This window comes from Corynebacterium sp. LaCa117 (assembly GCF_046717765.1).
GTDB classification, from domain to species: Bacteria; Actinomycetota; Actinomycetes; order Mycobacteriales; family Mycobacteriaceae; genus Corynebacterium; species Corynebacterium kefirresidentii.
The window spans coordinates 946,835-968,890 of record NZ_CP177102.1 but is presented as its reverse complement, the minus strand read 5'-3'; the positions used below and the strand labels follow the sequence as shown (position 1 = coordinate 968,890).

The following is a 22,056-nucleotide window of genomic DNA, read 5'->3' as shown; positions in this document are numbered from 1 at the left end:
TGACAGTCTACCCATTCACTGGAAATTCACTGGCCTTTAGTTGCAGCGTTACCTACGTAGGCAATAGTGGACATAACCACAAGAAAGGAATATCTATGCTCAAACGCATCTCTCTCTGCGTTACCTCCTCGCTCGTCCTCGCCTGCTCCCCTGCCGCGCATGCCCACATCGTGGATAACGTGCTGGAGCATTCCGCGCCCAACGCTGCGCTGCGGCTTAGCCCCATCGGTTCTCATGAATCGGGTGTGCTGGGCAAATCGGCCGCCGAAATCGTCGCTTATCACGCCGCGTCCCAGCGCATCCTCACCGTCAATGCGCGCTCCGGCGAGGTCGACATCCTTGATGGGTCCGATCCCTCCCACCCGCACAAGATCGGCGCCATCTCCGCCGGTGGTGACAAGGAAGTCAACTCCGTGGCCGTGCGCCCCGATGGCTTGGCCGTCGCCGCGGTGCAGCAGGCGGATAAGACCGACAACGGCGAGGCGCTATTTTTCAACGCCGCAACCGGTGAGGAGCTCGGGCGCGTGGGCGTGGGCGCGCTGCCAGATAACGTGCACCTGACTGCCGACGGCCGCCACGCGCTCGTAGCCAATGAGGGTGAGCCTTCCGATGCCCTCAATGCCGAAGGCACCGCCTATCTCAAGGATCCGGAGGGCTCCGTTTCTGTCATTAGCCTGCCCGCTGGCGTGGCAGCACCCACGCTTAGCGACGTCCACACGGCCGACTTCACCGCCTTTGACACCGCCGACCTTGACCCCTCCATCCGTGTCTTCGGCCCTTCCGAGCACCATAACCTGCCCTCGCGGGACTTCGAGCCGGAATATATTTCCTCTGTGGGCGGCAAAGCCTACGCCACGCTGCAAGAAAACAACGCCATCGCGGTCATCGATATCGAGTCTGCCACGGTAGAAAAGGTCCTGCCTGCACACATCGCAGACCACTCCCAGGTGCCTTTAGATCCCTCCAATAAAGATGACGCTGCCGAGCTGCGTACAATCCCGGTCAAGGGTCTGTCCATGCCGGATTCCATCGGCGCTTTCGAGGCAGAGGGCCAGACCTATTTCGCCACCGCCAACGAGGGCGATGCCCGCGACTGGGGTGGCTATACCGACGAAGTGGAGCTGAAGGACCTAGTAGAAGACGGAAAGGTCTGCACTGACCTCGAGCTCCCTGAAGGTATCGAGGACAAGAAGTTTGCCGGCAATCTCAAGCTATCCAACGCTTCTGGTTGGAACGAGGAAAAGGGCTGCTTCGATGGCTTGTATTCCTATGGCTCGCGTTCCTTTAGCATCTACGACGGCGAGGGCAACGTCGTCTTCGACTCCGGCTCGAATTTTGAGGAAATCACCAAAGACATTCCTGGTCTGAACTTTAACGCCGATAATGAGGACCCCGATTTTGATGACCGCTCTGATAATAAGGGACCGGAGCCAGAAGCCCTGACCATCGGCAAGGTTGGCGATCGCACCTACGCCTTTATCGGCGCGGAGCGTGTGGGCGGCATCTTCGTCTACGATGTGACGACCCCCGCCGAAGCAAAATTTGTCACCTACGTCAATAATCGGGATTTTTCCGTTGGCTATGACGAAGACGATGTCGCCGCCACGACCCTAGCCGGTGACCTCGGCCCTGAGGGGCTAGCTTTCGTCCCCGCCGCCGACTCCCCTATCGATGTTGCCCTGCTTATCGCCGGCAACGAGGTATCCGGCACCACCACGGTATTCTCCGTCAAGGACCTGCTTGCCGACGCCGCCAACTCCCCCTCCACGTCCGCTAAGCCCAATGGCTCCAGTCACGGCAGCAGCATCGCTGCCGGCGTCGGAATCATCGCCGGTTTGGTGGGCCTCGGCGGGCTGATTGGCGGGGCGTTAGGCTTCTTGCCGAAGACCGTCGACGGGTTCTACGCACTGCTACCGGCACAGGTGCGCAAGCTTTTGCCATAGACCTTCCGTGGTTTAGCTGCTAAATTATTTGGGGCTAATACCTCTCACTCTAAAGGAGAACCATGCGCAACCGTCTTAGCATTTCCCTCGTCGCCGCCACCGCCGTGGCAGCAGGCCTCGTCGCACCAGCTACTGCTTCTGCCGCAGAAGAGCAGCCAAAGCAAATCTCGGCTGAGTGCCAGGCCGAGGTCGACAAGGCCAAGGAAGAGCACCTCAAGAAGATCGAGAGCGGCGAGCTCGGTTCTTCCGCCCGCACCCCGCAGGAGCTCATGCAGGGCCTGGCTAACGGCTACGGCTCTTCCGGAATGCCGAAGGAGCCGGACTGCGTGGCCGAGGAGGCAGAGGCGCAACAGATCGAGGCGCTCAAGAAGCTTCCCATCTGGGGCTCTTCCACCCCGGAGAAGTTCCTCGAGGTCATGAGCTGGGTTACCGTGGCTGCCAGCCTCGTTGCCGCGCTGCTGCAGGCCTTCAACATGGTTGCCACGGTGAACCCGGCTGTGCTGGAGCCGATGAAGAATGCCCTCAAGCAGCTGGGCGTGCGCTTCTAAGCACTGAATAATTTAGCCGCCCCGGAACTCCGGAGCGGCTTTATGCGTTTTAGAAGAGTTCTCGGGTAGCAATCTCTGCGCCCTCGACCAAGGACTGCAGCTTCGCCCAAGCAATCTGGGGGTGCAGGCGGCCGCCGAGGCCGCAGTCGGTCGACGCGATGACGTTTTCCGGGCCGACTACCTCGGCGAATTGGATGATGCGATCTGCCACGAGGCGCGGATGCTCTACCGCGTTGGTGGAGTGCGAAACCACACCGGGATAAATCACGGTGTCCTCCGGCAATGCGTGGTCCTGCCAGACGCGCCACTCATGCGCGTGGCGCGGCGAAGCGGCCTCAAAGGAGAATCCGCCGACCTCGGCGCGCAGGATTTCCTCGACGATATCCGCAAAGGGCACGTCGGTAACGTGCGGGCCGTGCCAGGAGCCCCAGCAGATATGCAGGCGCGTTTGTTCCTTGGGCAGGCCGGCGATGGAATCATTGAGGACGTCAATGCGCTCGCAAATGAATCCGCGGAAGTCTTCCACCGACGGCTCCGGGTTGATTTGGTCCCATGCCTCGGCCAGGTCAGGTGCGTCGAATTGCACGGTGAGTCCGGCATCGGTGATGGCTTGGTACTCGGTGCGCATGGCTCGGCCGACGTCGGCAAGCAGCTGGTGCTCATCGTCGTAGTAACGGTTGTTAAGGCGCGCGGCCGAACCGGGGGAAAGGGCGGCGATGAAGCCTGGGGTGCCGGAGGGTAGGGCGTCGGCAAGCATGCGGACATCGGCGGCGACCTCATCTTGTCCGATGTAGGTTACCGGGCCGGTAAATTCTGGGTTTGCCACCTTGGCGCGACCGGTGAAGATGCCAGAATCCGGGTCGTTGTAGGCCTCGGAGAACAGCGCGCGGTCGCGGCGATCAATAAACGACGTCAGCCGCGGCTCCCCTGGTTTGGAGCGCACTACCTCAGCCGATTCCCAGCGGTCGGTATCCGTCATCGTCAGCCCGCCCAGGCGGCTAAATGAGTAATTCCACCATGCACCATAGTCCACAGCACCCGAGGTGATATGGCCGTATTCACCCTCGTTAATGATATCGAGGCCCAGATCGAGCTGCCGCTTGACGACGTCCGCCACCGCAGCCTCCAAAATCCCCTGGAACTCCGCGGCCGGCAGCTCCCCGCGCTTCAGGTTGGCTTCCAGGAGCTCCGGGGTGCGCGGCAGCGAGCCGACATGGGTGGTGCGAATCTTAGCAACCATCAGGTTTCCTCCATCAAAAATAGACTGTGCTGTCTATATTAGTGGAGGGGGTAGCCGGCCACCGAAATTAGATTCAGCCTAAGATGCCCGCGCCCATGGTGGCTTTGAGATCGCCCATGAGGTTGCCGGAGCGTTCCACGCGCAGGTGGTCGCCGAGGATCATGGTGGTGGACTCGGAACCGTCGACAAGCTCGAGATACACGTCCGACTCGCCCTGGTTTTTGAGCAGAACCTGCTTGAGCCGGGCAATATTTTCCATAGTGCACTGGTCCGTGCGCATAGTCAGGCGCAGCGGCAGGCCCGCACCCCCGCCCGGGCCGAGGTCCGGAACGCGAATATCGGAGCAGAACAGGGAACGCCGCTCATCGCGAATCTTGACGTTCACGCGCGCCAAGATGATGTTGTCCTCCACAATCTGCGGGGCGACGAGAGAGTAGACCTTGTTGAATACCAAGATTTCCACCTGTGCGCCGTTGTGGTCTTCCACCGTGACAATGGCCCATGGGGAGCCATCGCGCTTGGAGAACCGGCGGTCCACGCCCGAGATGATGCCACCGATGATGAGCTCTTGGCCGTTGCGCACCTCATCGTTGAGGATCTTAGTCAGCGGGGTATCCGTTTGCGCGGCCAGCGCCTCTTCGAAGCCATCGAGCGGGTGGCCGGACACGTACAAGCCAAGCATCTCGCGTTCGAGGGCAAGCTCGTGCTTTCGGTCCCACTCATCTTCTGGGATATCCATGGCAAAGGCATTGGCGACCTCGTTATCTTCTCCTCCGCCGATTCCGGCGAAAAGATCGAACTGGCCCTTATCAGCGGCCTTCTTGGTGGTTTGCACCGCATCCACCGCGTCTTCATGAATGAGCATGAGACCCTTGCGCGGGTGGTTCAAGTCATCAAAGGCACCGGCCTTGATGAGCGCTTCTGTTACGCGCTTGGTGCAGGCGGTCAGCTCGATCTTGTCCAGGTAGTCACCAAACGAGGTAAACGCGCCCTTGTCGTGGCGCGACTTAATGATGGATTCCACCACTTCCGAGCCGACGTTGCGGATAGCGCCCATGCCGAAGCGGATATCCTCTCCCACCGCCTGGAAGTCTTCTTCGGACTCGTTGACGGAAGGCGGGAGCACCTTAATCCCCAGGTGGCGGCAGTCCGAAAGGTAGATGGCGGACTTGTCTTTCTTATCGCCCACCGAGGTCAACAGCGCGGCCATGTATTCCGGTGCGTAGTAGGCCTTGAGGTAGGCCGTCCAGAAAGACACCAGGCCATAGCCCGCGGCGTGGGACTTATTAAACGCGTAGGACGCGAAGGGCTCGATGGTGCCCCAAAGCGCATCCATGGCGGACTTTGAATAGCCGTTTTCTTGCATGCCGCCCCAGAACTTGTCGTACTGCTGAGCGAGCACCTCGGGCTTTTTCTTACCCATCGCCTTACGGAAGCCATCCGCCTCACCGGCCGTGTAGTTGGCGACCTTCTGCGAGATACGCATGATCTGCTCCTGGTAGACGATGAGGCCGTAGGTCTCATCCAGGATTTCCTTCAGGGGCTCTTCCAGCTCCGGGTGAATCGGGGTGATTTCCTTCCGGCCGTTTTTACGATCCGCATAGTCCCAGTGGGCGTTGACGCCCATCGGGCCGGGGCGGTAGAGCGCAAGGGATGCCACAATATCTTTAAAGCCGGTTGGCTTCATGCGTTTGAGCAGCTCTTGCATACCGCCGGAGTCGAGCTGGAAGACGCCCAGCGTATCGCCGCGCGAGAGCAGGTCATAGACCTTGGAGACTTTGGGGTCGTCGGCATGCAGCTGCTCCAAGTGGATTTCTTCGCCGCGGTTGCGCTTGATGTTTTCGATCGCATCGCCGATAACGGTGAGGTTGCGCAGGCCCAAAAAGTCCATCTTCAGCAGACCGATGGCCTCGCACGCCGGGTAATCCCAGCCGGTGATATAAGCGCCGTCGGCCGGGCGCTTCCACATAGGAATGTGGTCCATGAGCCGGACCGAAGCCATAATCACCGCACAGGCGTGCACGCCCGCCTGCCTGACGACGCCCTCCAAGCCCCGCGCCGTGTCATAAATCTTTTTCACATCCGGGTCGGATTCCACCATCTGGCGGACCTCGGCAGCCTCGGAGTAGCGCTCGTGGTCCGGGTCCGTGATGCCCTTAAGCGGAATGTCCTTGGCCATGATCGCCGGCGGCAGCGCGCCGTTGATGCGGTCGGCCATCTGGAAGCCGGGCTGGCCAAAGTGCACCTTGGCCGAGTCCTTAATGGCCTGCTTGGTCTTCACCGTGCCGAAGGTAATCACCTGCGCCACCTTGTCTTCACCCCAGCGCTCGGCCGCATAGGTAATCATTTCGCCGCGGCGGCGGTCATCGAAGTCGATATCGATATCGGGAGCGGACGGGCGCTCGGGATTCAAGAATCGCTCGAAAAGGAGATCATGTTCCAGGGGGTCGATATTGGTAATGGTCAGTGCGTAAGCGACAAGCGCGCCGGCCGCCGAACCACGGCCTGGCCCTACACGAATGCCCACCGAGCGCGCGTGCTTAATGAGCTCGGCCACGATCAGGAAGTAGGACGGGTATCCCTTCATCTCAATGACGGAAATCTCATACTTCGCGCGTTCAATGTATTCCTCCGGAACATCCTGGCCGGGGAAGCGCGCTTCCAGGCCCTCCATAACCTCGTGGGTGAGCCAGGAAGTTGGGGTGTGGCCCTCGGGGACGTCGGCAATAGGCATGCGATCGTGGGTGTGTTCTTCCCAAATCTCGCCGTAGTCTTGTACACGCTCGGCAATCCACAGCGTGTTATCGCAGCCATCTGGAATCATATCGTCCCAAGTCTCGCGCATCTGCGCGGCCGATTTAATGTAGTAGCCGGTGCCGCCGAACTTGAAGCGATCAGGGTCCATAAAGGTCTTGCCGGTCTGCACGCACAACATCGCCTCGTGCGCCGGCGCCTGGGATTCCAAAACGTAGTGGCAGTCGTTGGTCACCAGCGGCGGCAGGTCCAGCTTGCGGCCGATCTCTAATAGGCCATCGCGCGTGCGCTTTTCGATGTCCAGCCCATGGTCCATCAACTCCAAAAAGAAGTTATCTTTGCCGTAGATGTCTTGCCACATGGCCGCAGCCTCAAGCGCCTCATTGAACTGGCCGAGGCGCAGGCGGGTCTGGACGTCGCCCGAAGGACAGCCGGTGGTGGCAATGATGCCGTCAGCATGCTCCGCGATGAGCTCAGCATCCATGCGCGGCCACTTGCCCAGCTGGCCCTCATAGGAGGCCAACGAGGACAGGGTAAAAAGGTTGCGCAGGCCGGTGGCGTTTTCCGCAATCATTGTCTGGTGGAGGTAGGCGCCGGAAGCGGAGACATCGTCGCGCTTTTGGTCCGGTGTGCCCCATAGCACGCGCTTTTTATTGAAACGAGACTCCGGTGCCATATACGCCTCGATGCCGATGATGGGCTTGATGCCGGCACCGGTCATGCGGCGGTAGAAGGCATCGGAGCCGTACATATTGCCGTGGTCGGTCATGCCTACGGCCGGCATTTTCTGGCGGACCACCTCGTCTGCCAGCATATCGACCTTGGCCATGCCGTCCAGCATGGAAAACTCGGTGTGGTTGTGCAGGTGGACGAAGGAGGAGTTTTTGGCCATGCGGCTCATCATAGCGGGGCGGTCAAAATGGGCTATTATTTTGTGATGCTCTACACGCTGGTCGCCTACATCATGTGGGGATTTTTCCCCGCGTTCTTCCCTCTCTTGTTGCCGGCATCGCCTTTAGAAATCCTGGCCCACCGCGTGCTGTGGACCGCGGTGTTGGTCACGGGATTATTGTGCCTCGCCGGCCGATGGCGCGAGTTAGTGCGCATGGACAAGCGCACGTGGGGATGGCTCGCGGCCGCGGGAGTATTCATCACGGCTAATTGGGGCACCTACGTGGTGGCGATTAATAGCAACCACGTAGCCGATGCGGCGCTGGGATACTTCATCAATCCCCTCGTATCAGTTGCCCTCGGCATGGTGTTTTTGAAAGAGCGGCTGCGGCCGTGGCAGGCCGGCGCGGTGGGAGTTGCGGCCATCGCGGTGCTGTATTTGACATTCTTTACTGGCCAGGCGCCATATATTTCGCTGTTATTGGCCTTCAGCTTCGGGATTTATGGGCTGCTCAAAAAGCAAGTGCGGGTATCCTCGGCCGTCTCGGTGGCAGCGGAAGCGCTCGTGATGTCGCCACTAGCGGTGGGCTACATCCTGTGGCTAGAAAGTAGCGGCCAAGGCACCTTCGCGAGCGAAGGCACCGGCCACGCGCTGCTTTTGGTAAGCGCCGGCTTAATCACCGCGCTGCCGCTTCTCTGCTTTGCAGAGGGCGCGCGGACGCTACGCTTATCGACAATCGGCATGCTCCAATACCTCACCCCCATCATGCAAATGCTATGGGCGCTTTTCGTCACCCACGAGCACTTTTCGACCCACCGCTGGATCGGTTTCGGCATCATCGGCTTAGCCGTAGCAATCTACGTGGTCGACCTAGTGCGCATGGCTAGGAGCGCTTGAGTTCCTCGCGGGCAGCGCGAGCACGGCGTCGTGCGGCCTGTTCTTCCTCCGCTTTCAGCGCCCAGCGGGGCATCACTGCGATAAGGAAGATGCCATAGGCACACACGATCCCCGAAAACACCAGCGTCATCGGGGTGCCGCCGGAAACGAGGCCAATAAGCAGTGCGATGCCGGAGACCACCGCCGAAACCCAGGCGGCGATATAAGCAAACTTGTAGTTGGGCATCCACTGCGAAAAAGGCTGCTGCGAGAACATAAGTCTAGCCTACCTAAGTAGGGCTAGTGTCAACCAGATCCGGCGGGGGCTCTTCCCAGGGGTTGACCCAGCGCACGCCGCGGGCCGTGCGCTCGAAGCGGCCGTTGCGCGGCGGGCCGGTGCGGTGGTCATCGTTGCGGCCATTGTGATAGGCGCAGGCGGTGGTGAGGTTCTTCGCGTTCGTCCACCCGCCGCCGGCCCAGCTGAATATGTGGTGGACTTGGCACTCATCGGCAGGCTTGTGGCAGCCCTTGACCGGGCAGGTGGGGTTTTCCGCCGCAGCCATCATAAACTGCTTCCAGGTCGCCCCGCGGCGCATGCGGTACAGGTTCACCGGACCTTCCACGGGATGCAGCAGGGTGACAAACCCCTCCTCTGCCAGCGCGCGCTGAGCCAATTCGGCACCGGTTATCTGCGCGCCGTTGGTCATGGTCAGCACCACATCATCACTGCCATGGGCCACGCCGACCAATTGATCTAGTGGCACCACAACATTAGTGCGCACGGTAGAGGTAGAGGCGCCGGTGCGGAAGAAAGAGGCGACGTCGGCAAGCGAGCCGGCATGCTGGTGAAGTTCCGCAATGAGCGCGGAAGGACCGGTGATAGACAGCGTCCACGGCTTTCCAGCGGCGCGGCGCCGCAGCCGCACGCCCGGCTTGGGTTCACTTGGCGCACGCAACTTGCGCAGCTTTGCACGGGCGAGCTTTTCCATCTCCCGCGTATCACAAGAGATATGGGCAAGCTCGGCGCGCAGGGCCCAGGCGCGAGCTTGGGTGGGCGCACGTCGCGCATGTTTCTCAATAATCTCCAGCGTCGGCAACGAATGCCGATTGCGCTGAGCCCCGGCTACCGCACGCCGTTGGCGGCGGCGAAAGCGTGTGGGCCCGAAATAGACCTGTGCGAGCTGCGCAATAGATTCCGCGGCGGCATCGGGCATGCCGGCGGCGGCAAGGTCGGTAGCAGAAACGGCGGCGGCCTCGGCGAGGATATCCATTGCCGAGTTCAGTGCCGCGATATAGGCCCGAATATGTTCCATGCCCCTGATGCTAAAAGCGCTGCATGGGCACTGCGCGCTGCGGGAGCATAGAAGGCGAAATTAGCTGGGAGGGCGGATGGCGAAGCTGCCCCAGGCGGCGTCGGCAGGCGCGGGTTCGACGGCGGCAACGGAGGGGGTGGAGGCGACGTCGGCAAGCTGGGCGCCCGATCCCCACACCACAACTGCGCTTACCGCGCTGGGCCGCTGCCCATAGGAAGCATCGATGCGGTCGAAGGCGCGCTGGATGACGGCGGCACGGTCCTCACCAGCGCTCGGTTCGGGGACGTCGATGGGGGCGGTGGAGCCAATGAGGATGGCATCCATGCGCGGGGCCGCTGCAACTGCGGCCGCGGCGGCTACGGGCGGTAGATCATCGTCGAAGGTAACCAGGGCGTAGGCAGGCTCATCGGGAATGTCGCTGCCCGCCACGCGCGCAATATACTCCGCGCGCGATTCCCCATCGGGGCCCAGCTGGTCTCCCTGCACCTGCGAAGAAGCCTGGGTCCCCAACGCGCCGAAAAGCGCCAGCGCCACCAGCACAAGCACCGCGAGCACCGCCAACGCCGCTAGCCGACGCCGCCGGTAGACCTCCTTCATCCCCGCAGCACCTCCAAGGCATGGTCGAGGTCGGCTGGATAAGGCGCCTGAATCTCAAACCATTTGCTGGTGCCGGGGTGGGTAAAGCCGAGTTTTACCGCGTGGAGCCACTGCCGCTCGAGTCCAAGGCGCTTGGCCAGGTTCGGATCGGAGCCGTACATGGGATCGCCCACGCACGGGTGCCCGGTGGCAGACATGTGGACGCGGATTTGGTGGGTGCGGCCAGTCTCCAGGTGCACTTCGATGAGGCTGGCCTCGCGGAAGGCCTCGATAAGGCTGTAGTGGGTAACGGCCGCTTTGCCGTCATCAAGCACGGCGAATTTCCAGCCGGACTTGGGATGGCGGCCGATGGGGGCATCGATGGTGCCCTCGATGGGATCTGGCAGGCCTTGGACCACGGCGTGGTAGGTCTTTTTCACGCTGCGGTACTTAAAGGCATGCTTGAGCGCGGAGTAAGCACGCTCCGAAGAGGCCACGACCATCACCCCAGACGTACCCACATCGAGGCGGTGCACGATTCCCTGGCGCTCAGTCGGACCGGAAGAAGCTACCGTATAGCCGGCTGCGCGCAGCCCACCGATGACCGTTGGCCCGTCCCACCCCACGCTCGGATGCGCGGCGACGCCCACCGGCTTATGCACGCAGATGATATCGGCATCGCTGTAGAGCACGTCCATGCCTTCGACGAGCTCCTCGCGGGGCAGCAGCGGCTTTTCTGGCTCCGGTAAAAGCACGGAAACCACGTTGCCGGAGGTCAAACGCTCGGATTTGCCCAATTCTTGGGAATCGATGGTGACGCTGCCTTCGGCACATAGCTGCGCGGTGGCGCTGCGGGAGAGGCCAAGGAGCTTGGCCAGGGCGGCGTCGGCACGCATGCCTTCTAGCCCTTCGGGGATGGGGAAGCTGCGCATCTGCCTATTCATGCTCGGCCTTCCTTTCCTCCAGCACCATGGTGATAATGAAAAGCACCACTCCGCAGGTGATAGCCGCATCTGCGATATTGAATACGGCGAAAGAGCCAACCGAAATATAGTCCACCACGTGCCCGAACCAGAAGCCGGGGGCGCGGAAGATGCGGTCGGCAAAATTACCCAGCGCACCGCCAGCAATGAGCGCTAGGCCTACTGCCTGACCGGAGTGGGTAATGCGCGGGGCGGCTACGGCCACGCCGAGCACAAAGACCAATTGGATGGTAGTAAACAGCCACGTAGATCCCTCCCCGCCCATGGAAAAGGCGGCACCAGGATTAAAAAGCAGCGTAAACCGGAACCAGTCCCCAATCACCGGCAGGGGTTCGCCCTCGTTAAGGATGGAGAGCATTACCTGCTTCACGGCTTGATCCACCAGCGCCACGGCAATGACTACTGCGGCGATAAGTCCTGTCTTGCTCCTTCGTTTTTGACTCACCCGGTCTATTCTAAACGGGAGCGTCCGGTATTTTGGTAAGCGTGTTTCGAGTCAAAGTTTTTGCAGCCCTGACCACAGCCGCCGTAGCGCTTACGGCGTGTTCCTCTGAAAAGCCAGGCCCGGCGGTGGAACAACCCGTAGGCCTGACTATCGACGCCCCGCGCGTCACCGTGGATAATCCCGGAACCGGAGAGAAAAAACTCCTGGAATACCGCGATATCGACTCCACGCAGGACCTAAACTACCGCGTTACCGAGGGCTTTGCGCAGGACCTGCTCAAAAAGTCCGCAGCTGAGAAGTTTCAGGCCGCCGACGTCGATTCCACCACTACTACCCTGCCGCTATCGGCCAAAGTAGAAAAGGCCAGCGAGGACGTCGAAGACCAGCTACCAGCCAGCCGCAATGCCTTCGTCACGGCCGGAACTCCAGAATCTACCGGAGATACAGACGTCTCCTCGGCGGAGGGATTCCAATTTGGTTGGCGTGGCCAGGACACCGGCCAGATGAATTCACTGCGCTTAGCTGCGCCCCAGAATGCCACGGATGATGCCCGCGGCTCCGTCGAACAGGCGATTATGAAGCTGACGGCCCTACCCGTAGTTTTCCCTACCGAGGAGGTGGGCAAGGGCGCGAGCTGGTCGGTGGATTCGCGCGTGACCGGCGAGTCTACCCTGCTGCAGACCACGCGCTATACGGTCGATTCCATCGATGGCGACCGAGTGAAACTAAACGTAGAGGTAGAACAGCGGCCCTCGCTAGGCGCACTGTCCTTTGAAGGCCAGGCCCAAGGCACGGAGCTGGAGAACAAAGAGCTCAAGGTTTTAGATTCCAGCACCAAATCCAAGGGCAGCATCACGGTGGATTTGAGCAAGCCGCTGCCCGTAGACGGTGACGTGTCTTTCGACACTAAGGTCATTTATGGTGCCACCGGCTCGGAGCTGCGCGTGGTGCAGTCGAGCCTGACGGAGCTGAACTTTTCCTAGTTACTCGGCCGGGGCTTCTACAGGAGCCTCTGCCGGGGCCTGCTCGGCACCGGCAGCGGGGGCATCGCCTTCCGCGGGTGCACCGTCGCCCTCGGCCGGAGCCGGGGCAGGTGCGGAGGCACCGGCGCCAGTGTCCGCACACATTTCTGGAACCTGCTCAGGCGGCACCGTGTTTTGGATAAGCGTGCAAGCCCAAGCCTTGGAAAGCTTCCAGGTGCCATTTTCATACACAAACTCCACCTGTTCCGCGGTCTGCTGCTGGCCGTCAGCGGTGGTGAAGTTCACGGTGGTAAGCACGGACTGCGGGTCATAGCCCGGCAGTACAGGATCAACGACCTCGAATTCAGCGCCGGATTCCGCCTTGGATTTTGCCATGGTGTCAAAGATTTCCGGCGCGGTCTCGCCGCCTTGCACGGTGGAGGTCTTTTCTTGCTCGGAGGCATTGGGGTCGGTGGCCTTGGCCAAAATTGCGTTTAGGTCGGCCGGGGACGGCAGCGCGGGGGCGGCGGAATCGCCGTCCGAGGAAGCGGATTCCTGTGCCTCGGTGTTGGCGGCCGCGGAATTGTCCTGCTCATCGTCGGAAGAGCAGGCGGCCAGGGCGGTAGCCGCGGTCAGTGCGAGGCACGCGGCGCTAAACTTGCGGAATTTCACTTCTAACTCCTCACGTGTGGGTTCCAAACTCCCATCAGTTTACAGCTGCACCACCCTTTTCCGGATTGCGCCCGCCGCGTGGACGCAGATTTCTTTAACCTTAGATACATGACCCGAATTGCTTTGATCGCCACCGGCGGCACAATAGCGTGTACCACCACAGCCGATGGTTCCCTTGTTCCCACTGTCTCCGGCGCGACCCTAGCCGCAAATATCGACGCCGAAGTAGTGGAATTTCGGCAGCTCGACTCCTCCTCTATCACTTTGGCGGACCTCGATGAGCTCATCGCGGTGGTTAACGCCCAAACGTCGCGGGAGGACATCGACGGTGTAATCATCACCCATGGCACCGACTCGATGGAAGAGACCGCGTTGGCACTGGAGATTTTCTGTAGCGGTGCAAAGCCCATCGTGCTCACGGGTGCGCAGCGTTCCTACGATCACCCCGCGGCGGACGGCCCTAGCAACCTGCGCGATGCCCGCGATCTTGCAGCCAGCGGGCGCGCCGGGGTGTTTATCTGCTTTGGGGGAGCGACCATTCCGGCGCGCGGTGCGCGCAAGCGACACACCAGTGACCTGAGCGGGTTTGAATCCTTAGGAGTCCCAGGCACTACGCCGCGCCTAGCTCCAGCCCCGCTGGCGCCGCACCCGGTGGAGATCATCCCAGCCTATCCGGGAGCTGGCCGCCTGCTGGTTGATGCCGCCGCCGACTCCCCTGCCAGCGGCCTCATTATCGAGGCCATGGGCTCGGGCAATATGGGCGAGGACATGGGCCGCGCGCTTGCCGACGCCCTCCGCGCCGGCCTCCCCGTCGTCATTTCTACCCGCACGCCCTACGGCCCAACAGCGCTGGCCTACGGCGGCGACGGCGGTGGCGCGAGCCTTGGGAAACTGGGCGCTATTAACGCCGGGTCTTTCCGCCCGAGCCAGGCGCGAATCCTGCTGGCAGCGGCACTGGCCACCGGCACCGACCCAGCTGAGCTATTCCGACAGTAAATGCTTAGTCTTCGGCAGTGAGCCAATCCTGCCAATCAAGCGAGTCGAGCGGATCCGCCGGCACAAGCGCGGGGTCATCGGCCGCGAATGACTTGGTACGGCCGGGTCCCGTGGCACGGGTTTCAAAGCGCACGCTCACTACCCCATGCCCGGCGCCCTGAATCCAGCCGTGGCCGTATTCGGGGTGGAATACGTCTTGCGTTGCGTGCCACTGGTTATCGGTTTCTTCTTCCACCGTCACTGTCGGCGTCGGTACTGGCGGCGCAACGTCGTCACTCACCCCGGTTTCATAATCCGTATCCGCCGGCGCGGGGCGCACAATCTCGCGATCCAATTCCGGGAAGAGCACGTCCTGGCGGGCAGTTTCTAGCCCGGAATAGCTCACCCCCACTAGGCGAATGGGCCCGAGCTCATCGGGATAGCGGGCGAGCTTGAAGGCGGCGGCGGTGAGCACGGCGGCGTCGTCAGTCGCGTACGGCAAGGTAGTTGAGCGCGACTCGATGTGAAAGTCCGCCATGCGCAACTTCACCGTCACGGTGCGTGCGCCACGCCCATCCTTAAGCAGCCGGCGGTGTGCGCCCTCCGCCGCGCGGGCTATAGCTGCATCGACCTCCGGGACGGTTAGCAGATCCTTCGGGTAGGTGTGCTCGGTAGAAATCTGCTTAGAAATAGCGCGCGGCGCCACTTCGCGGTCATCGATGCCGCGGGCCAGCTGCCACAGCTGCAGACCTACCACGCTGCCGATAGAAATCTCCACTTCCTTGCGCGTCATCGCCGCGAGCTGTCCAATGGTTTCCACCCCAATGGAATTCAGCTTCGCGCCGGTCACTGGGCCGACTCCCCATAGCTTGTTCACCGCAAGCGGGTGCAACATCTCAAGCTGGCGCTCGGCCGGGATGACGAAGGTGCCATCGGGTTTCGCCTCGCCTGAGCCAATCTTGGCAAATTGCTTTCCCGAACCCGCACCGATGGAGCACGGCAGCCCCGTCTCCTTACGGATGAGCGCACGCAATTCATCCGCCCAGCGCTTGACCTCATCCGCGCTCGCGCCTTGCAGGGCGGCGGGCTCCATAAAGGCCTCGTCGATGGAAAGTTGCTCGATGACTTCCACGTGTTGCGCGATGATGTCGAATACCCGGCGCGAGGCAGCGGAATAGACCACCCGGCGCGGCTGCACCACCACCGCGCGGAGCCCAACGAGCTGCTGCGCGCGGTACATCGGCATGGCCGAATGCGCACCGTACACGCGCGCCTCGTAGGAGGCGCCTGCCACCACGCCGCGTCCGCTGGTTCCGCCCACCAAAACCGGACGCCCCCGCAGCGTAGGCCGGGTCAGCTGCTCGACGGAGGCGAAAAACGCGTCCATGTCGATATGTAAAACCCAGCGTTGCATGCGGCCCAGTCTAATAGGCGTACCTCTACATGCACTCCTGGGTGTTTGCGTGCCGTTAATTAAAGCTTTAATTCCCTTCCATCTCCACGTCACCCACATGCAATATTACGGCCTTATCTTTTTGAGGTTATTTCTTGAAGAAAGTATTTCGCTGATTATGGACTCACCCCACGTCATCTTGCGCGGCGTTAAGCGCGAATTCGCCGATAATACGGGCCTCCACGAGACCGATCTGAGCATCAACCGCGGTGAATTCGTCTCTATTCTCGGACCTTCCGGCTGCGGCAAGTCCACCCTGCTGCGTTGCATAGCCGGATTAGAAACGCCTGACGCGGGAACCATCTCCTTCGGAGAGATGGAGGTATTTGGCCCACGAACCAACGTAGCCGTCAATAAGCGCCGGCTTTCGATGGTCTTCCAGGACCTCGCACTGTGGCCACACATGACGGTGGAAAAGAACATCGAGTTTCCGCTGACCACCCCAGGCAATAAGGTGGCGGCAGGCCAGCGGGCTGAGAAGGTCCGCGCCTGCATGGACATGGTGGGGATCGCTTCCAAAGCGAAGGCGCGGCCGAACCAGCTTTCCGGTGGCCAACAGCAGCGCGTTGCCATCGCCCGCGCGTTGGTTTCTAATCCAGATGTCCTGCTTATGGATGAGCCGCTGTCCGCCCTCGACGCCGCGCTGCGCGTGCAAATCCGCGCAGAGCTCACCCAGCTGGCACAGGAGCTGGGGCTGACGGTCATCTACGTCACGCACGACCAAGCCGAGGCACTTGCCATGTCGGATCGCGTCGTGGTTATGAATCAGGGCCATATCGAACAATTCGCGGATCCAGTCACCCTTTACGAACAGCCGGCCACCGATTTCATCGCTGGCTTCGTAGGTACCATGAACCGCCACCCACAGCTACCCAGCGTACGTCCAGAAAATCTCACCGTCACCACTGCGGAGGAGGACACCGGCGCCTCCCCGCGCCGGGTCGAGGCGCAGGTTCTTGGCGCTCACTACATCGGTGGGCGCTACGAGTTGCGCTGCAATGTTCCCGGGGCCGAGGAGCCGTGGGTGGCATATTCACCGCGCCGCATCGCTCGCGGCGAGACCGTCCACCTCAACTATCCATCTTCTCTTTCTGCATAGGAGCCACACATGTTCACCAAAAAGTTTACTGCCGCTATCGCTACCACAGCTGCTGGAGCACTCGCCTTGACCGGTTGCGGGTCCGTTGAGGACAGCACCGAAACCGCCACCGACGAGTCCACCTCTTCTGCTGAGAAGTGGAAGGCGCCTGAAGGTCTATCCGGCGAGGTGGATTACTACTCCGCTAACCCACAGGGTCTCACCGACGCCCTCGTGGAGGCCTTCGAAGAAAAGACCGACGTCCACGTCAATGTTTTTGCCGACACCACCGGAAAGATCACCGCCAAGCTCAAGGCAGAGGAGGCAAACCCGCAGGCTGACGTCGTCTACCTCGCCTCGTGGGCGGCAGCTAGCAAGCAGGACAAGTCCGGCGCCCTTGAAAAGTACACGCCGGAGGGAGCGGACAAGATTGAGTCAAAGTGGGCGTCGGAAAGCGGCACGTTTACCGGCCGCGACGGTTCGGCTCTAGCACTGGTAACCAACACCAACGTCGTGGACGAGGCCCCGAAAGACTGGGAGGACCTCACCGATGAGAAGTACAAAGACCAAATCATCATGCCGGACCCGCGCGAATCCGGTACCGCAGCCGACCTCATCGCGGCCATGGTGGACCAATGGGGCGAGGAGAAGACCTGGGACCTCTTTGACAAGCTCTTTGACAACGGCATGATCGTCCAAGGTGCCAATGGCCCAGCGCTCGACCAGGTCACCTCCGGTTCCCGTGGCATCGTCCTCGGCGGCGTTGACTACTCCGCATACTCCGCGCAGGAAAAGGGTGAGCCGCTCGAGGTCGCCATCCCTACTTCCGGTACCACGGTCACCCCGCGCCCAGTCATGATCCTGAAGTCCTCCGATAACAAGGAAGCCGCAGAGGCCTTCGTGGACTTCATGTTCTCCGAAGAGGCACAAGAAATCTCCGCCTCCAAGAACATGATTCCGGCCAATAAGGACATCGCTCCAAAGAATGGCCCGAAGCTGGATGAGATTAAGACCCTCAACGATGACCTCGATGGCCTGGTTTCTCAGTCCAAGGACATCAAGGAAACCTTTGCCAAGCGCTATTTGAAGTAACCAATGAGCTCCACCACCACTCCCCGACGTCGCCTTGGGATATACGGGGTCCTTCTCATCTTGCTCGTCCTCGTGGCCGCACCACTGGCTTCCGTGTTGGTCAACGCGGCCGTGGGCTACCACGATGAGCCCTCAGCCCTAGGCAGCGTTGTCCAACCGGGCATGCTGCGCATCCTTGGCAATACCATCTTGCTGTCCGTGCTGGTCGTGGCTTTTGCCACGCTCATGGCCGCCCCGCTCGCTTTTCTACGTGCGTGGACGCGCTTTAGCTCGGCCAACTGGATCGAGATCGCCGTCATGATCCCGTTTATGACCCCGCCCTTTGCGGCGGCAATGGCGTGGATGGATTTCACCCGCCGCGGTGGTGTCGCAGAGATGCTTCTCGGCCACGGCGCCGGCATACTCGCCCACGATGTCATTTACTCGGTGTGGGGCATGGCCTTCATCATGGCCGCGGAGCTTTTCCCTTTCTTATATCTCATCCTGCGCACCTGCCTAAATTGCATTCCAGCGTCAACGTTGGAGATGGCCCAGGTAGCCGGCGCGAGCCGCTGGCAACAGGCCGTGCGCATCATCGCCCCGAATGTTATTGGGCCCTATTCCCTTGGTGCACTCATCATCTTCATCAAGGCCGCCGGCGAGTTTGGCACCCCAGTTACGCTGGGCAATGCTATCGGATACAAGGTGCTCGTCTCCTCTATTTATGAAGACGTCACCATCGACCCCCTCGACTTTTCCAGCGCCGCCGCGTCCTCTTCGGTTCTCTTTGCCATTGGCGTGGCTGCGTGGGCATTCCAACAGTGGATTTCGCGCCACGATCTCACCGGCGGCGGACGTGTAAGCCGCCCCGTGCTCATCCGCCTCAGCCCAGTCGGCTCTATCCTCGGCGCACTCATTACCGCAGTCATCCTCTTGGCCGCGGTGGTCATTCCCTATCTTTCCATCACTTTGTCCGCGATGACCATCCTGCGCTCGGCCCCACCTACGCTCAATAACCTCACCTTCGATTACTTCTCCATCGTTGTGCAGATGCCCACCGCACAGGAAGCGCTGATTCGCTCCATCGGCTTGGGTGCCCTTGGCGCCACCGTTGCCGTAGCACTAGGTGTCCTCGTCACGGTGCTCACCCGCCGCCAAAGCTTCATAGGCGCAAAGCTGAGCGATTTCTTGGCCGTCGCCCCCGATACCGTGCCGGGCATTGTGCTGGCCATTGGCTTTATTTTGCTTTGGAACTCTCCTTGGCTGCCTTGGTCGCCCTACGGCACGATGGGCATGCTGGTCATGGCTTTTACGGTGCTCTTTTTGCCAATGACCATTCAAAATATCAAGACTTCAGCCGAGTCCATCTCCCCCACCATGTACGAGGCCGCTGCGATTTCGGGTTCCACAACTCTGCAAACTTTTGGGCGCATTACCCTGCCCTTGCTTGCTCCCGGCATCTTCGCTGGCTGGCTCCTCGCTTTCTTCGTAGGAATCCGCGAGCTAGTCATGTCCTCGCTCATTCGCCCCAGCCAGGTCAACCTCTTGGCTCCGTGGATTATGAACCAATTCGATCAAGGACACCGTGCCGAGGCCATGGCTATGACGCTCATCGGTGTCGGAACGTCCACAATTGTCTTGGTAACTATCACGTGGTGGCAAAACCGAAAGGCCGCACATGCCCGCTAGCATTTTTGTCTTTGCCGATCTGCACCTAGGCCGCGCGGGCGCCCCCGGCTTAGACTGGGCCCTGCAGGCACTCGAGGTTGCCGCCAATAGAGGGGCCACAGCGTGCGTGTGCTTGGGCGATATCATTGACCGCAACGCTAACTCGGCCGAGTTTGTGCCTCAGGCCCGCACCGTTATGGCCCATGCTGTCACTCTGTTCAGCGAAGTCCACTTCATTTCCGGCAACCACGATACCCACCACAACCTGGACTTCCCGCCCGAGGTCACAGTCCACGGCACGCAGGTGCATACCTTTCCCATAGGAAACACCACGGTCCTAACCGCAGCGGTGGCCACCGATCCGGACCCGCGCCGCCTCCAGCTTCCTCCCCGCCGCAGCAACGGCCCCGTCCTCGGCCTCCTACATTCTTCCGTCACCGGTGAGTTTTCCAAAGGCAACTGCCTGCCGCTTTCCGTGGCTGAGCTACAGGCCTGCGAGGCCGATGCCTGGATCCTTGGGCACGTCCACACCCCGCATACGCTTGCCGACGCCCCCTTCATCGGCTGGGTCGGCATGGGCCACGGCTTACTCTTCGACCCCGATACGTGCCACGTCACACGTTTGCATGCCTAGATTCGTTCCCCACAAAGCACCCTTGTGCGCTTGCTTGCATGCAAGCTTGCATGCAAGATGGATGCATGTCCAATGAACGAATGCAGCCCGCCGCGGAGCGCGCCTATGAGTTCGTCAAAGAGAAGATCATCGACGGCTCCTTCGAGCCCTCGCAGATGCTTTCCGAGGCCTCCCTGGCTACCGAAATGGGAATTAGCCGCACCCCAATGCACGAGGCTTTCCTGCGCCTAGAGGTCGAAGGCTTTCTACAGCTCTACCCCAGGCGGGGTGCGCTCATCGTGCCGATCAGCCCGCAGGAAATTCGCGAGGTCTATGAAGCACGCTTGCTCGTAGATAGGCACTGCGCTGAGAAAATCTGCGCTATGCCTGACGCCGAGCGCGCGGACATCGCGGATCAGCTAGACGCGACCATCGCGGAACAAGACACTGCGTTGGATGGCGCAGACCTGCATGCCTATACGCATCTTGATGCGCGTTTCCACCAGATCATCATGGATGGCGGTGCCAATACCCTGCTGGCTGGGCTGGGACACCAGCTGCGCGAACGCCAGCAGCGTTTTACCGCTACGGCCATTGGCCGCAACGTAGCCCGCGCCCGCACCTTCGTGGATCAGCACCGCACGCTTGCCGATGCCCTCCGCACCGGCGACCTCGACGCCTACCTTTCCGCATTGGACACCCACCTAACCAACTCGAGGAATCAACTATGACCGAAAAGTTTGCCAAACACTCATGGTTTCCCGTCGCTGGCAGCATGGTCGCTGTCGCGTGGGGTGGCAATGAGTTCACCCCTCTCCTAGTTATGTACCGCGAAGAGTCGCACTTCTCGCAGGTCACCGTCAATGGTCTCTTGGCCGCCTATGTGCTCGGCATCGTGCCGGCGTTGCTGATTTCTGGCCCGCTTTCGGACTACATCGGCCGCCGCCCCACGATGCTGCCTGCCGCGCCGCTGTCACTGTTGGGTTCTTTCCTTTTATCCATCGCGCCGAACGAGCCGCTCGTCATCGCCGTGGGCCGCATCATGTGCGGCTTGGCTTTGGGCATCGTCATGGCGGTCGGCTCCACATGGGTGGCAGAGCTCATCACCCGCGCCGGCGGCGATCCAGCTGCCGGCCCGCGCCACGCCTCCATGTGCCTGACCTTAGGCTTCCTCATCGGCGCCGGCCTCGCATCGGTACTGGCCCAATGGGGCCCGTGGCCCACCCACTTGGCGTATATCCTGCACATCCTCCTCACCGTCGCCACCGCCATCTGGCTGATGAAGACCCCGGAAACCCGCCCGCCGCGGGGCGCTACGGTAAAAGACACCTTCCTTGACTTAAGCATCCGCGACATGCTGCGCATGCTGCACATTCCCTCCGCAGCGCACCGCCGCTTCGTGCGCATTGTCCTGCCGGTCGCACCGTGGGTCTTCGGCTGCGCTGGCGCCGCCTATGCGCTCTTGCCCCAACTTTTGTCTAAGTCTGCCAGTGAAGCACCCATTGCTTTCTCCGGCCTCATGACTGTTATCACCTTGGGCTGCGGCGTTGGTGTCCAAATGCTCGGCAAGATCATTGACACCAGCCGGTCCGCTCGCGCTTCCGCTGTAGCAATGGGAGTTATCACCGTAGGCACCATCCTCGGTGCGGTTGCCTCTAGTACCCGCTCGCTGCCGTTGGGTATCGCCGGCGCGGCCGTCATGGGCGCGGGCTACGGCCTGGCCCTTGTCGCCGGTCTCTCTGAGGTCCAGCGCATCGCCCGCCCTGAAGAACTCGCTGGCCTCACCGCCGTGTACTACTCGGTGTCCTACACCGGATTCTTTATCCCCATGGCCTTCAGCGCGCTCGCCCCGCTGCTCGGCTTTACCACCCTATTCCTCATTGGCGCCGTGCTTGCACTGTGCTGCCTAGTTAACGCGGTCCTCGGCTGGCGCGCTCACCTGCCCGGCCCAGTCCGTTAAATCCTCGCACTCATAAAAATTGCCCAGCCACGCC

Annotated in this window: 20 protein-coding genes; 11 read left to right on the top strand and 9 right to left on the bottom strand. The window is 61.1% G+C overall.

All coding sequences use genetic code 11. The features are described from left to right. The first annotated feature begins 95 nt into the window (after window positions 1-95). Together ACLI1L_RS04870 and ACLI1L_RS04865 are read left to right on the top strand one after the other, a co-directional pair. Window positions 96-1,943 carry a choice-of-anchor I family protein gene (locus ACLI1L_RS04870; protein WP_411708223.1) on the top strand — a complete coding sequence of 616 codons (1,848 nt, stop codon included), beginning with the start codon at window positions 96-98 and terminating at the stop codon, window positions 1,941-1,943. 62 nt (window positions 1,944-2,005) lie between these two features. Next, window positions 2,006-2,491 (top strand): hypothetical protein, encoded by a 486-nt coding sequence (locus ACLI1L_RS04865; RefSeq protein ID WP_411708222.1) that lies wholly within the window; start codon window positions 2,006-2,008, stop codon window positions 2,489-2,491. Between the two features lie 49 nt (window positions 2,492-2,540). Here the strand turns inward: ACLI1L_RS04865 and ACLI1L_RS04860 are convergent, their stop codons facing one another. Together ACLI1L_RS04860 and dnaE are read right to left on the bottom strand one after the other, a co-directional pair. Next, window positions 2,541-3,731 (bottom strand): cobalamin-independent methionine synthase II family protein, encoded by a 1,191-nt coding sequence (locus tag ACLI1L_RS04860; protein WP_411708221.1) that lies wholly within the window; start codon window positions 3,729-3,731, stop codon window positions 2,541-2,543. A 73-nt stretch (window positions 3,732-3,804) separates the two neighbouring features. Continuing rightward, window positions 3,805-7,377, bottom strand: coding sequence for a DNA polymerase III subunit alpha (gene dnaE, locus ACLI1L_RS04855; protein ID WP_411708220.1), 3,573 nt, complete (start codon window positions 7,375-7,377; stop codon window positions 3,805-3,807). Between the two features lie 27 nt (window positions 7,378-7,404). On the opposite strand from dnaE, the gene rarD reads away from it, so the two are divergent. Beyond that, window positions 7,405-8,274 carry an EamA family transporter RarD gene (gene rarD / locus ACLI1L_RS04850; RefSeq protein WP_411708219.1) on the top strand — a complete coding sequence of 290 codons (870 nt, stop codon included), beginning with the start codon at window positions 7,405-7,407 and terminating at the stop codon, window positions 8,272-8,274. Here rarD and ACLI1L_RS04845 read toward each other — a convergent pair. Genes ACLI1L_RS04845 through lspA form a run of 5 tightly spaced genes read right to left on the bottom strand, consistent with a single transcriptional unit; the run spans window position 8,261 to window position 11,570 of the window. Then, on the bottom strand, window positions 8,261-8,530 hold the full coding sequence (locus ACLI1L_RS04845) for a permease (RefSeq protein ID WP_086587413.1): 270 nt from the start codon (window positions 8,528-8,530) through the stop codon (window positions 8,261-8,263). The genes rarD and ACLI1L_RS04845 overlap by 14 nt on opposite strands. Before the next feature lie 13 nt (window positions 8,531-8,543). After that, window positions 8,544-9,566: an HNH endonuclease signature motif containing protein gene (locus ACLI1L_RS04840; protein WP_411708218.1), complete on the bottom strand. Its 1,023-nt coding sequence runs from the start codon at window positions 9,564-9,566 to the stop codon at window positions 8,544-8,546. Window positions 9,567-9,626: 60 nt separating this feature from the next. Next, window positions 9,627-10,163 (bottom strand): hypothetical protein, encoded by a 537-nt coding sequence (locus ACLI1L_RS04835; RefSeq protein WP_086587411.1) that lies wholly within the window; start codon window positions 10,161-10,163, stop codon window positions 9,627-9,629. Further along, complete coding sequence (locus tag ACLI1L_RS04830) at window positions 10,160-11,086, bottom strand: RluA family pseudouridine synthase (protein WP_086587410.1); 927 nt, start codon at window positions 11,084-11,086, stop codon at window positions 10,160-10,162. Before ACLI1L_RS04830 ends, ACLI1L_RS04835 begins: the two co-directional genes overlap by 4 nt. Continuing rightward, a complete protein-coding gene (lspA, locus tag ACLI1L_RS04825) occupies window positions 11,079-11,570 on the bottom strand; it encodes a signal peptidase II (protein WP_034655419.1) in 492 nt (163 codons plus the stop codon). The genes ACLI1L_RS04830 and lspA overlap by 8 nt, the downstream gene beginning before the upstream one ends. Before the next feature lie 41 nt (window positions 11,571-11,611). On the opposite strand from lspA, the gene ACLI1L_RS04820 reads away from it, so the two are divergent. Further along, window positions 11,612-12,553: a hypothetical protein gene (locus ACLI1L_RS04820; RefSeq protein ID WP_411708217.1), complete on the top strand. Its 942-nt coding sequence runs from the start codon at window positions 11,612-11,614 to the stop codon at window positions 12,551-12,553. Here ACLI1L_RS04820 and ACLI1L_RS04815 read toward each other — a convergent pair whose 3' ends face one another. After that, complete coding sequence (locus ACLI1L_RS04815) at window positions 12,554-13,204, bottom strand: hypothetical protein (RefSeq protein ID WP_239207534.1); 651 nt, start codon at window positions 13,202-13,204, stop codon at window positions 12,554-12,556. Between the two features lie 108 nt (window positions 13,205-13,312). On the opposite strand from ACLI1L_RS04815, the gene ACLI1L_RS04810 reads away from it, so the two are divergent. Beyond that, on the top strand, window positions 13,313-14,200 hold the full coding sequence (locus ACLI1L_RS04810) for an asparaginase (protein ID WP_411708216.1): 888 nt from the start codon (window positions 13,313-13,315) through the stop codon (window positions 14,198-14,200). 4 nt (window positions 14,201-14,204) lie between these two features. On the opposite strand, the gene ACLI1L_RS04805 is transcribed toward ACLI1L_RS04810, so the two are convergent. Beyond that, window positions 14,205-15,593, bottom strand: a complete 1,389-nt coding sequence (locus ACLI1L_RS04805; RefSeq protein ID WP_411708215.1) for a DNA polymerase IV — start codon at window positions 15,591-15,593, stop codon at window positions 14,205-14,207. Between the two features lie 157 nt (window positions 15,594-15,750). Here ACLI1L_RS04805 and ACLI1L_RS04800 point away from each other — a divergent pair, with 157 nt between their 5' ends. The 6 genes from ACLI1L_RS04800 (at window position 15,751) to ACLI1L_RS04775 (ending at window position 22,022) form a co-directional block, all read left to right on the top strand. Beyond that, on the top strand, window positions 15,751-16,731 hold the full coding sequence (locus tag ACLI1L_RS04800) for an ABC transporter ATP-binding protein (RefSeq protein ID WP_411708214.1): 981 nt from the start codon (window positions 15,751-15,753) through the stop codon (window positions 16,729-16,731). Window positions 16,732-16,740: 9 nt separating this feature from the next. Further along, window positions 16,741-17,802: an ABC transporter substrate-binding protein gene (locus ACLI1L_RS04795; protein WP_411708213.1), complete on the top strand. Its 1,062-nt coding sequence runs from the start codon at window positions 16,741-16,743 to the stop codon at window positions 17,800-17,802. A gap of 3 nt (window positions 17,803-17,805) precedes the next feature. Next, window positions 17,806-19,470, top strand: a complete 1,665-nt coding sequence (locus ACLI1L_RS04790; protein ID WP_411708212.1) for an ABC transporter permease — start codon at window positions 17,806-17,808, stop codon at window positions 19,468-19,470. Further along, the gene (locus ACLI1L_RS04785; protein ID WP_411708211.1) at window positions 19,460-20,083 is read left to right on the top strand and encodes a metallophosphoesterase; all 624 of its coding nucleotides are present in this window, start codon (window positions 19,460-19,462) and stop codon (window positions 20,081-20,083) included. Before ACLI1L_RS04790 ends, ACLI1L_RS04785 begins: the two co-directional genes overlap by 11 nt. Window positions 20,084-20,148: 65 nt before the next feature. Beyond that, window positions 20,149-20,793, top strand: a complete 645-nt coding sequence (locus ACLI1L_RS04780; RefSeq protein WP_394285908.1) for a GntR family transcriptional regulator — start codon at window positions 20,149-20,151, stop codon at window positions 20,791-20,793. Further along, the gene (locus tag ACLI1L_RS04775; RefSeq protein ID WP_086587403.1) at window positions 20,790-22,022 is read left to right on the top strand and encodes an MFS transporter; all 1,233 of its coding nucleotides are present in this window, start codon (window positions 20,790-20,792) and stop codon (window positions 22,020-22,022) included. Before ACLI1L_RS04780 ends, ACLI1L_RS04775 begins: the two co-directional genes overlap by 4 nt. Window positions 22,023-22,056: the final 34 nt, after the last annotated feature.

Bases quoted from the DNA above. Each gene is read 5' to 3' on its own strand.
- rarD (WP_411708219.1), top strand. From the start codon at position 7,405: ATGGGCTATTATTTTGTGATGCTCTACACGCTGGTCGCCTACATCATG.
- ACLI1L_RS04865 (WP_411708222.1), top strand. From the start codon at position 2,006: ATGCGCAACCGTCTTAGCATTTCCCTCGTCGCCGCCACCGCCGTGGCA.
- ACLI1L_RS04775 (WP_086587403.1), top strand. From the start codon at position 20,790: ATGACCGAAAAGTTTGCCAAACACTCATGGTTTCCCGTCGCTGGCAGC.
- ACLI1L_RS04785 (WP_411708211.1), top strand. From the start codon at position 19,460: ATGCCCGCTAGCATTTTTGTCTTTGCCGATCTGCACCTAGGCCGCGCG.
- ACLI1L_RS04840 (WP_411708218.1), bottom strand. From the start codon at position 9,566: ATGGAACATATTCGGGCCTATATCGCGGCACTGAACTCGGCAATGGAT.
- ACLI1L_RS04870 (WP_411708223.1), top strand. From the start codon at position 96: ATGCTCAAACGCATCTCTCTCTGCGTTACCTCCTCGCTCGTCCTCGCC.
- dnaE (WP_411708220.1), bottom strand. From the start codon at position 7,377: ATGGCCAAAAACTCCTCCTTCGTCCACCTGCACAACCACACCGAGTTT.
- ACLI1L_RS04830 (WP_086587410.1), bottom strand. From the start codon at position 11,086: ATGAATAGGCAGATGCGCAGCTTCCCCATCCCCGAAGGGCTAGAAGGC.
- ACLI1L_RS04860 (WP_411708221.1), bottom strand. From the start codon at position 3,731: ATGGTTGCTAAGATTCGCACCACCCATGTCGGCTCGCTGCCGCGCACC.
- ACLI1L_RS04780 (WP_394285908.1), top strand. From the start codon at position 20,149: ATGTCCAATGAACGAATGCAGCCCGCCGCGGAGCGCGCCTATGAGTTC.
- ACLI1L_RS04800 (WP_411708214.1), top strand. From the start codon at position 15,751: ATGGACTCACCCCACGTCATCTTGCGCGGCGTTAAGCGCGAATTCGCC.
- ACLI1L_RS04795 (WP_411708213.1), top strand. From the start codon at position 16,741: ATGTTCACCAAAAAGTTTACTGCCGCTATCGCTACCACAGCTGCTGGA.
- ACLI1L_RS04790 (WP_411708212.1), top strand. From the start codon at position 17,806: ATGAGCTCCACCACCACTCCCCGACGTCGCCTTGGGATATACGGGGTC.
- ACLI1L_RS04845 (WP_086587413.1), bottom strand. From the start codon at position 8,530: ATGTTCTCGCAGCAGCCTTTTTCGCAGTGGATGCCCAACTACAAGTTT.
- ACLI1L_RS04805 (WP_411708215.1), bottom strand. From the start codon at position 15,593: ATGCAACGCTGGGTTTTACATATCGACATGGACGCGTTTTTCGCCTCC.
- ACLI1L_RS04810 (WP_411708216.1), top strand. From the start codon at position 13,313: ATGACCCGAATTGCTTTGATCGCCACCGGCGGCACAATAGCGTGTACC.
- ACLI1L_RS04835 (WP_086587411.1), bottom strand. From the start codon at position 10,163: ATGAAGGAGGTCTACCGGCGGCGTCGGCTAGCGGCGTTGGCGGTGCTC.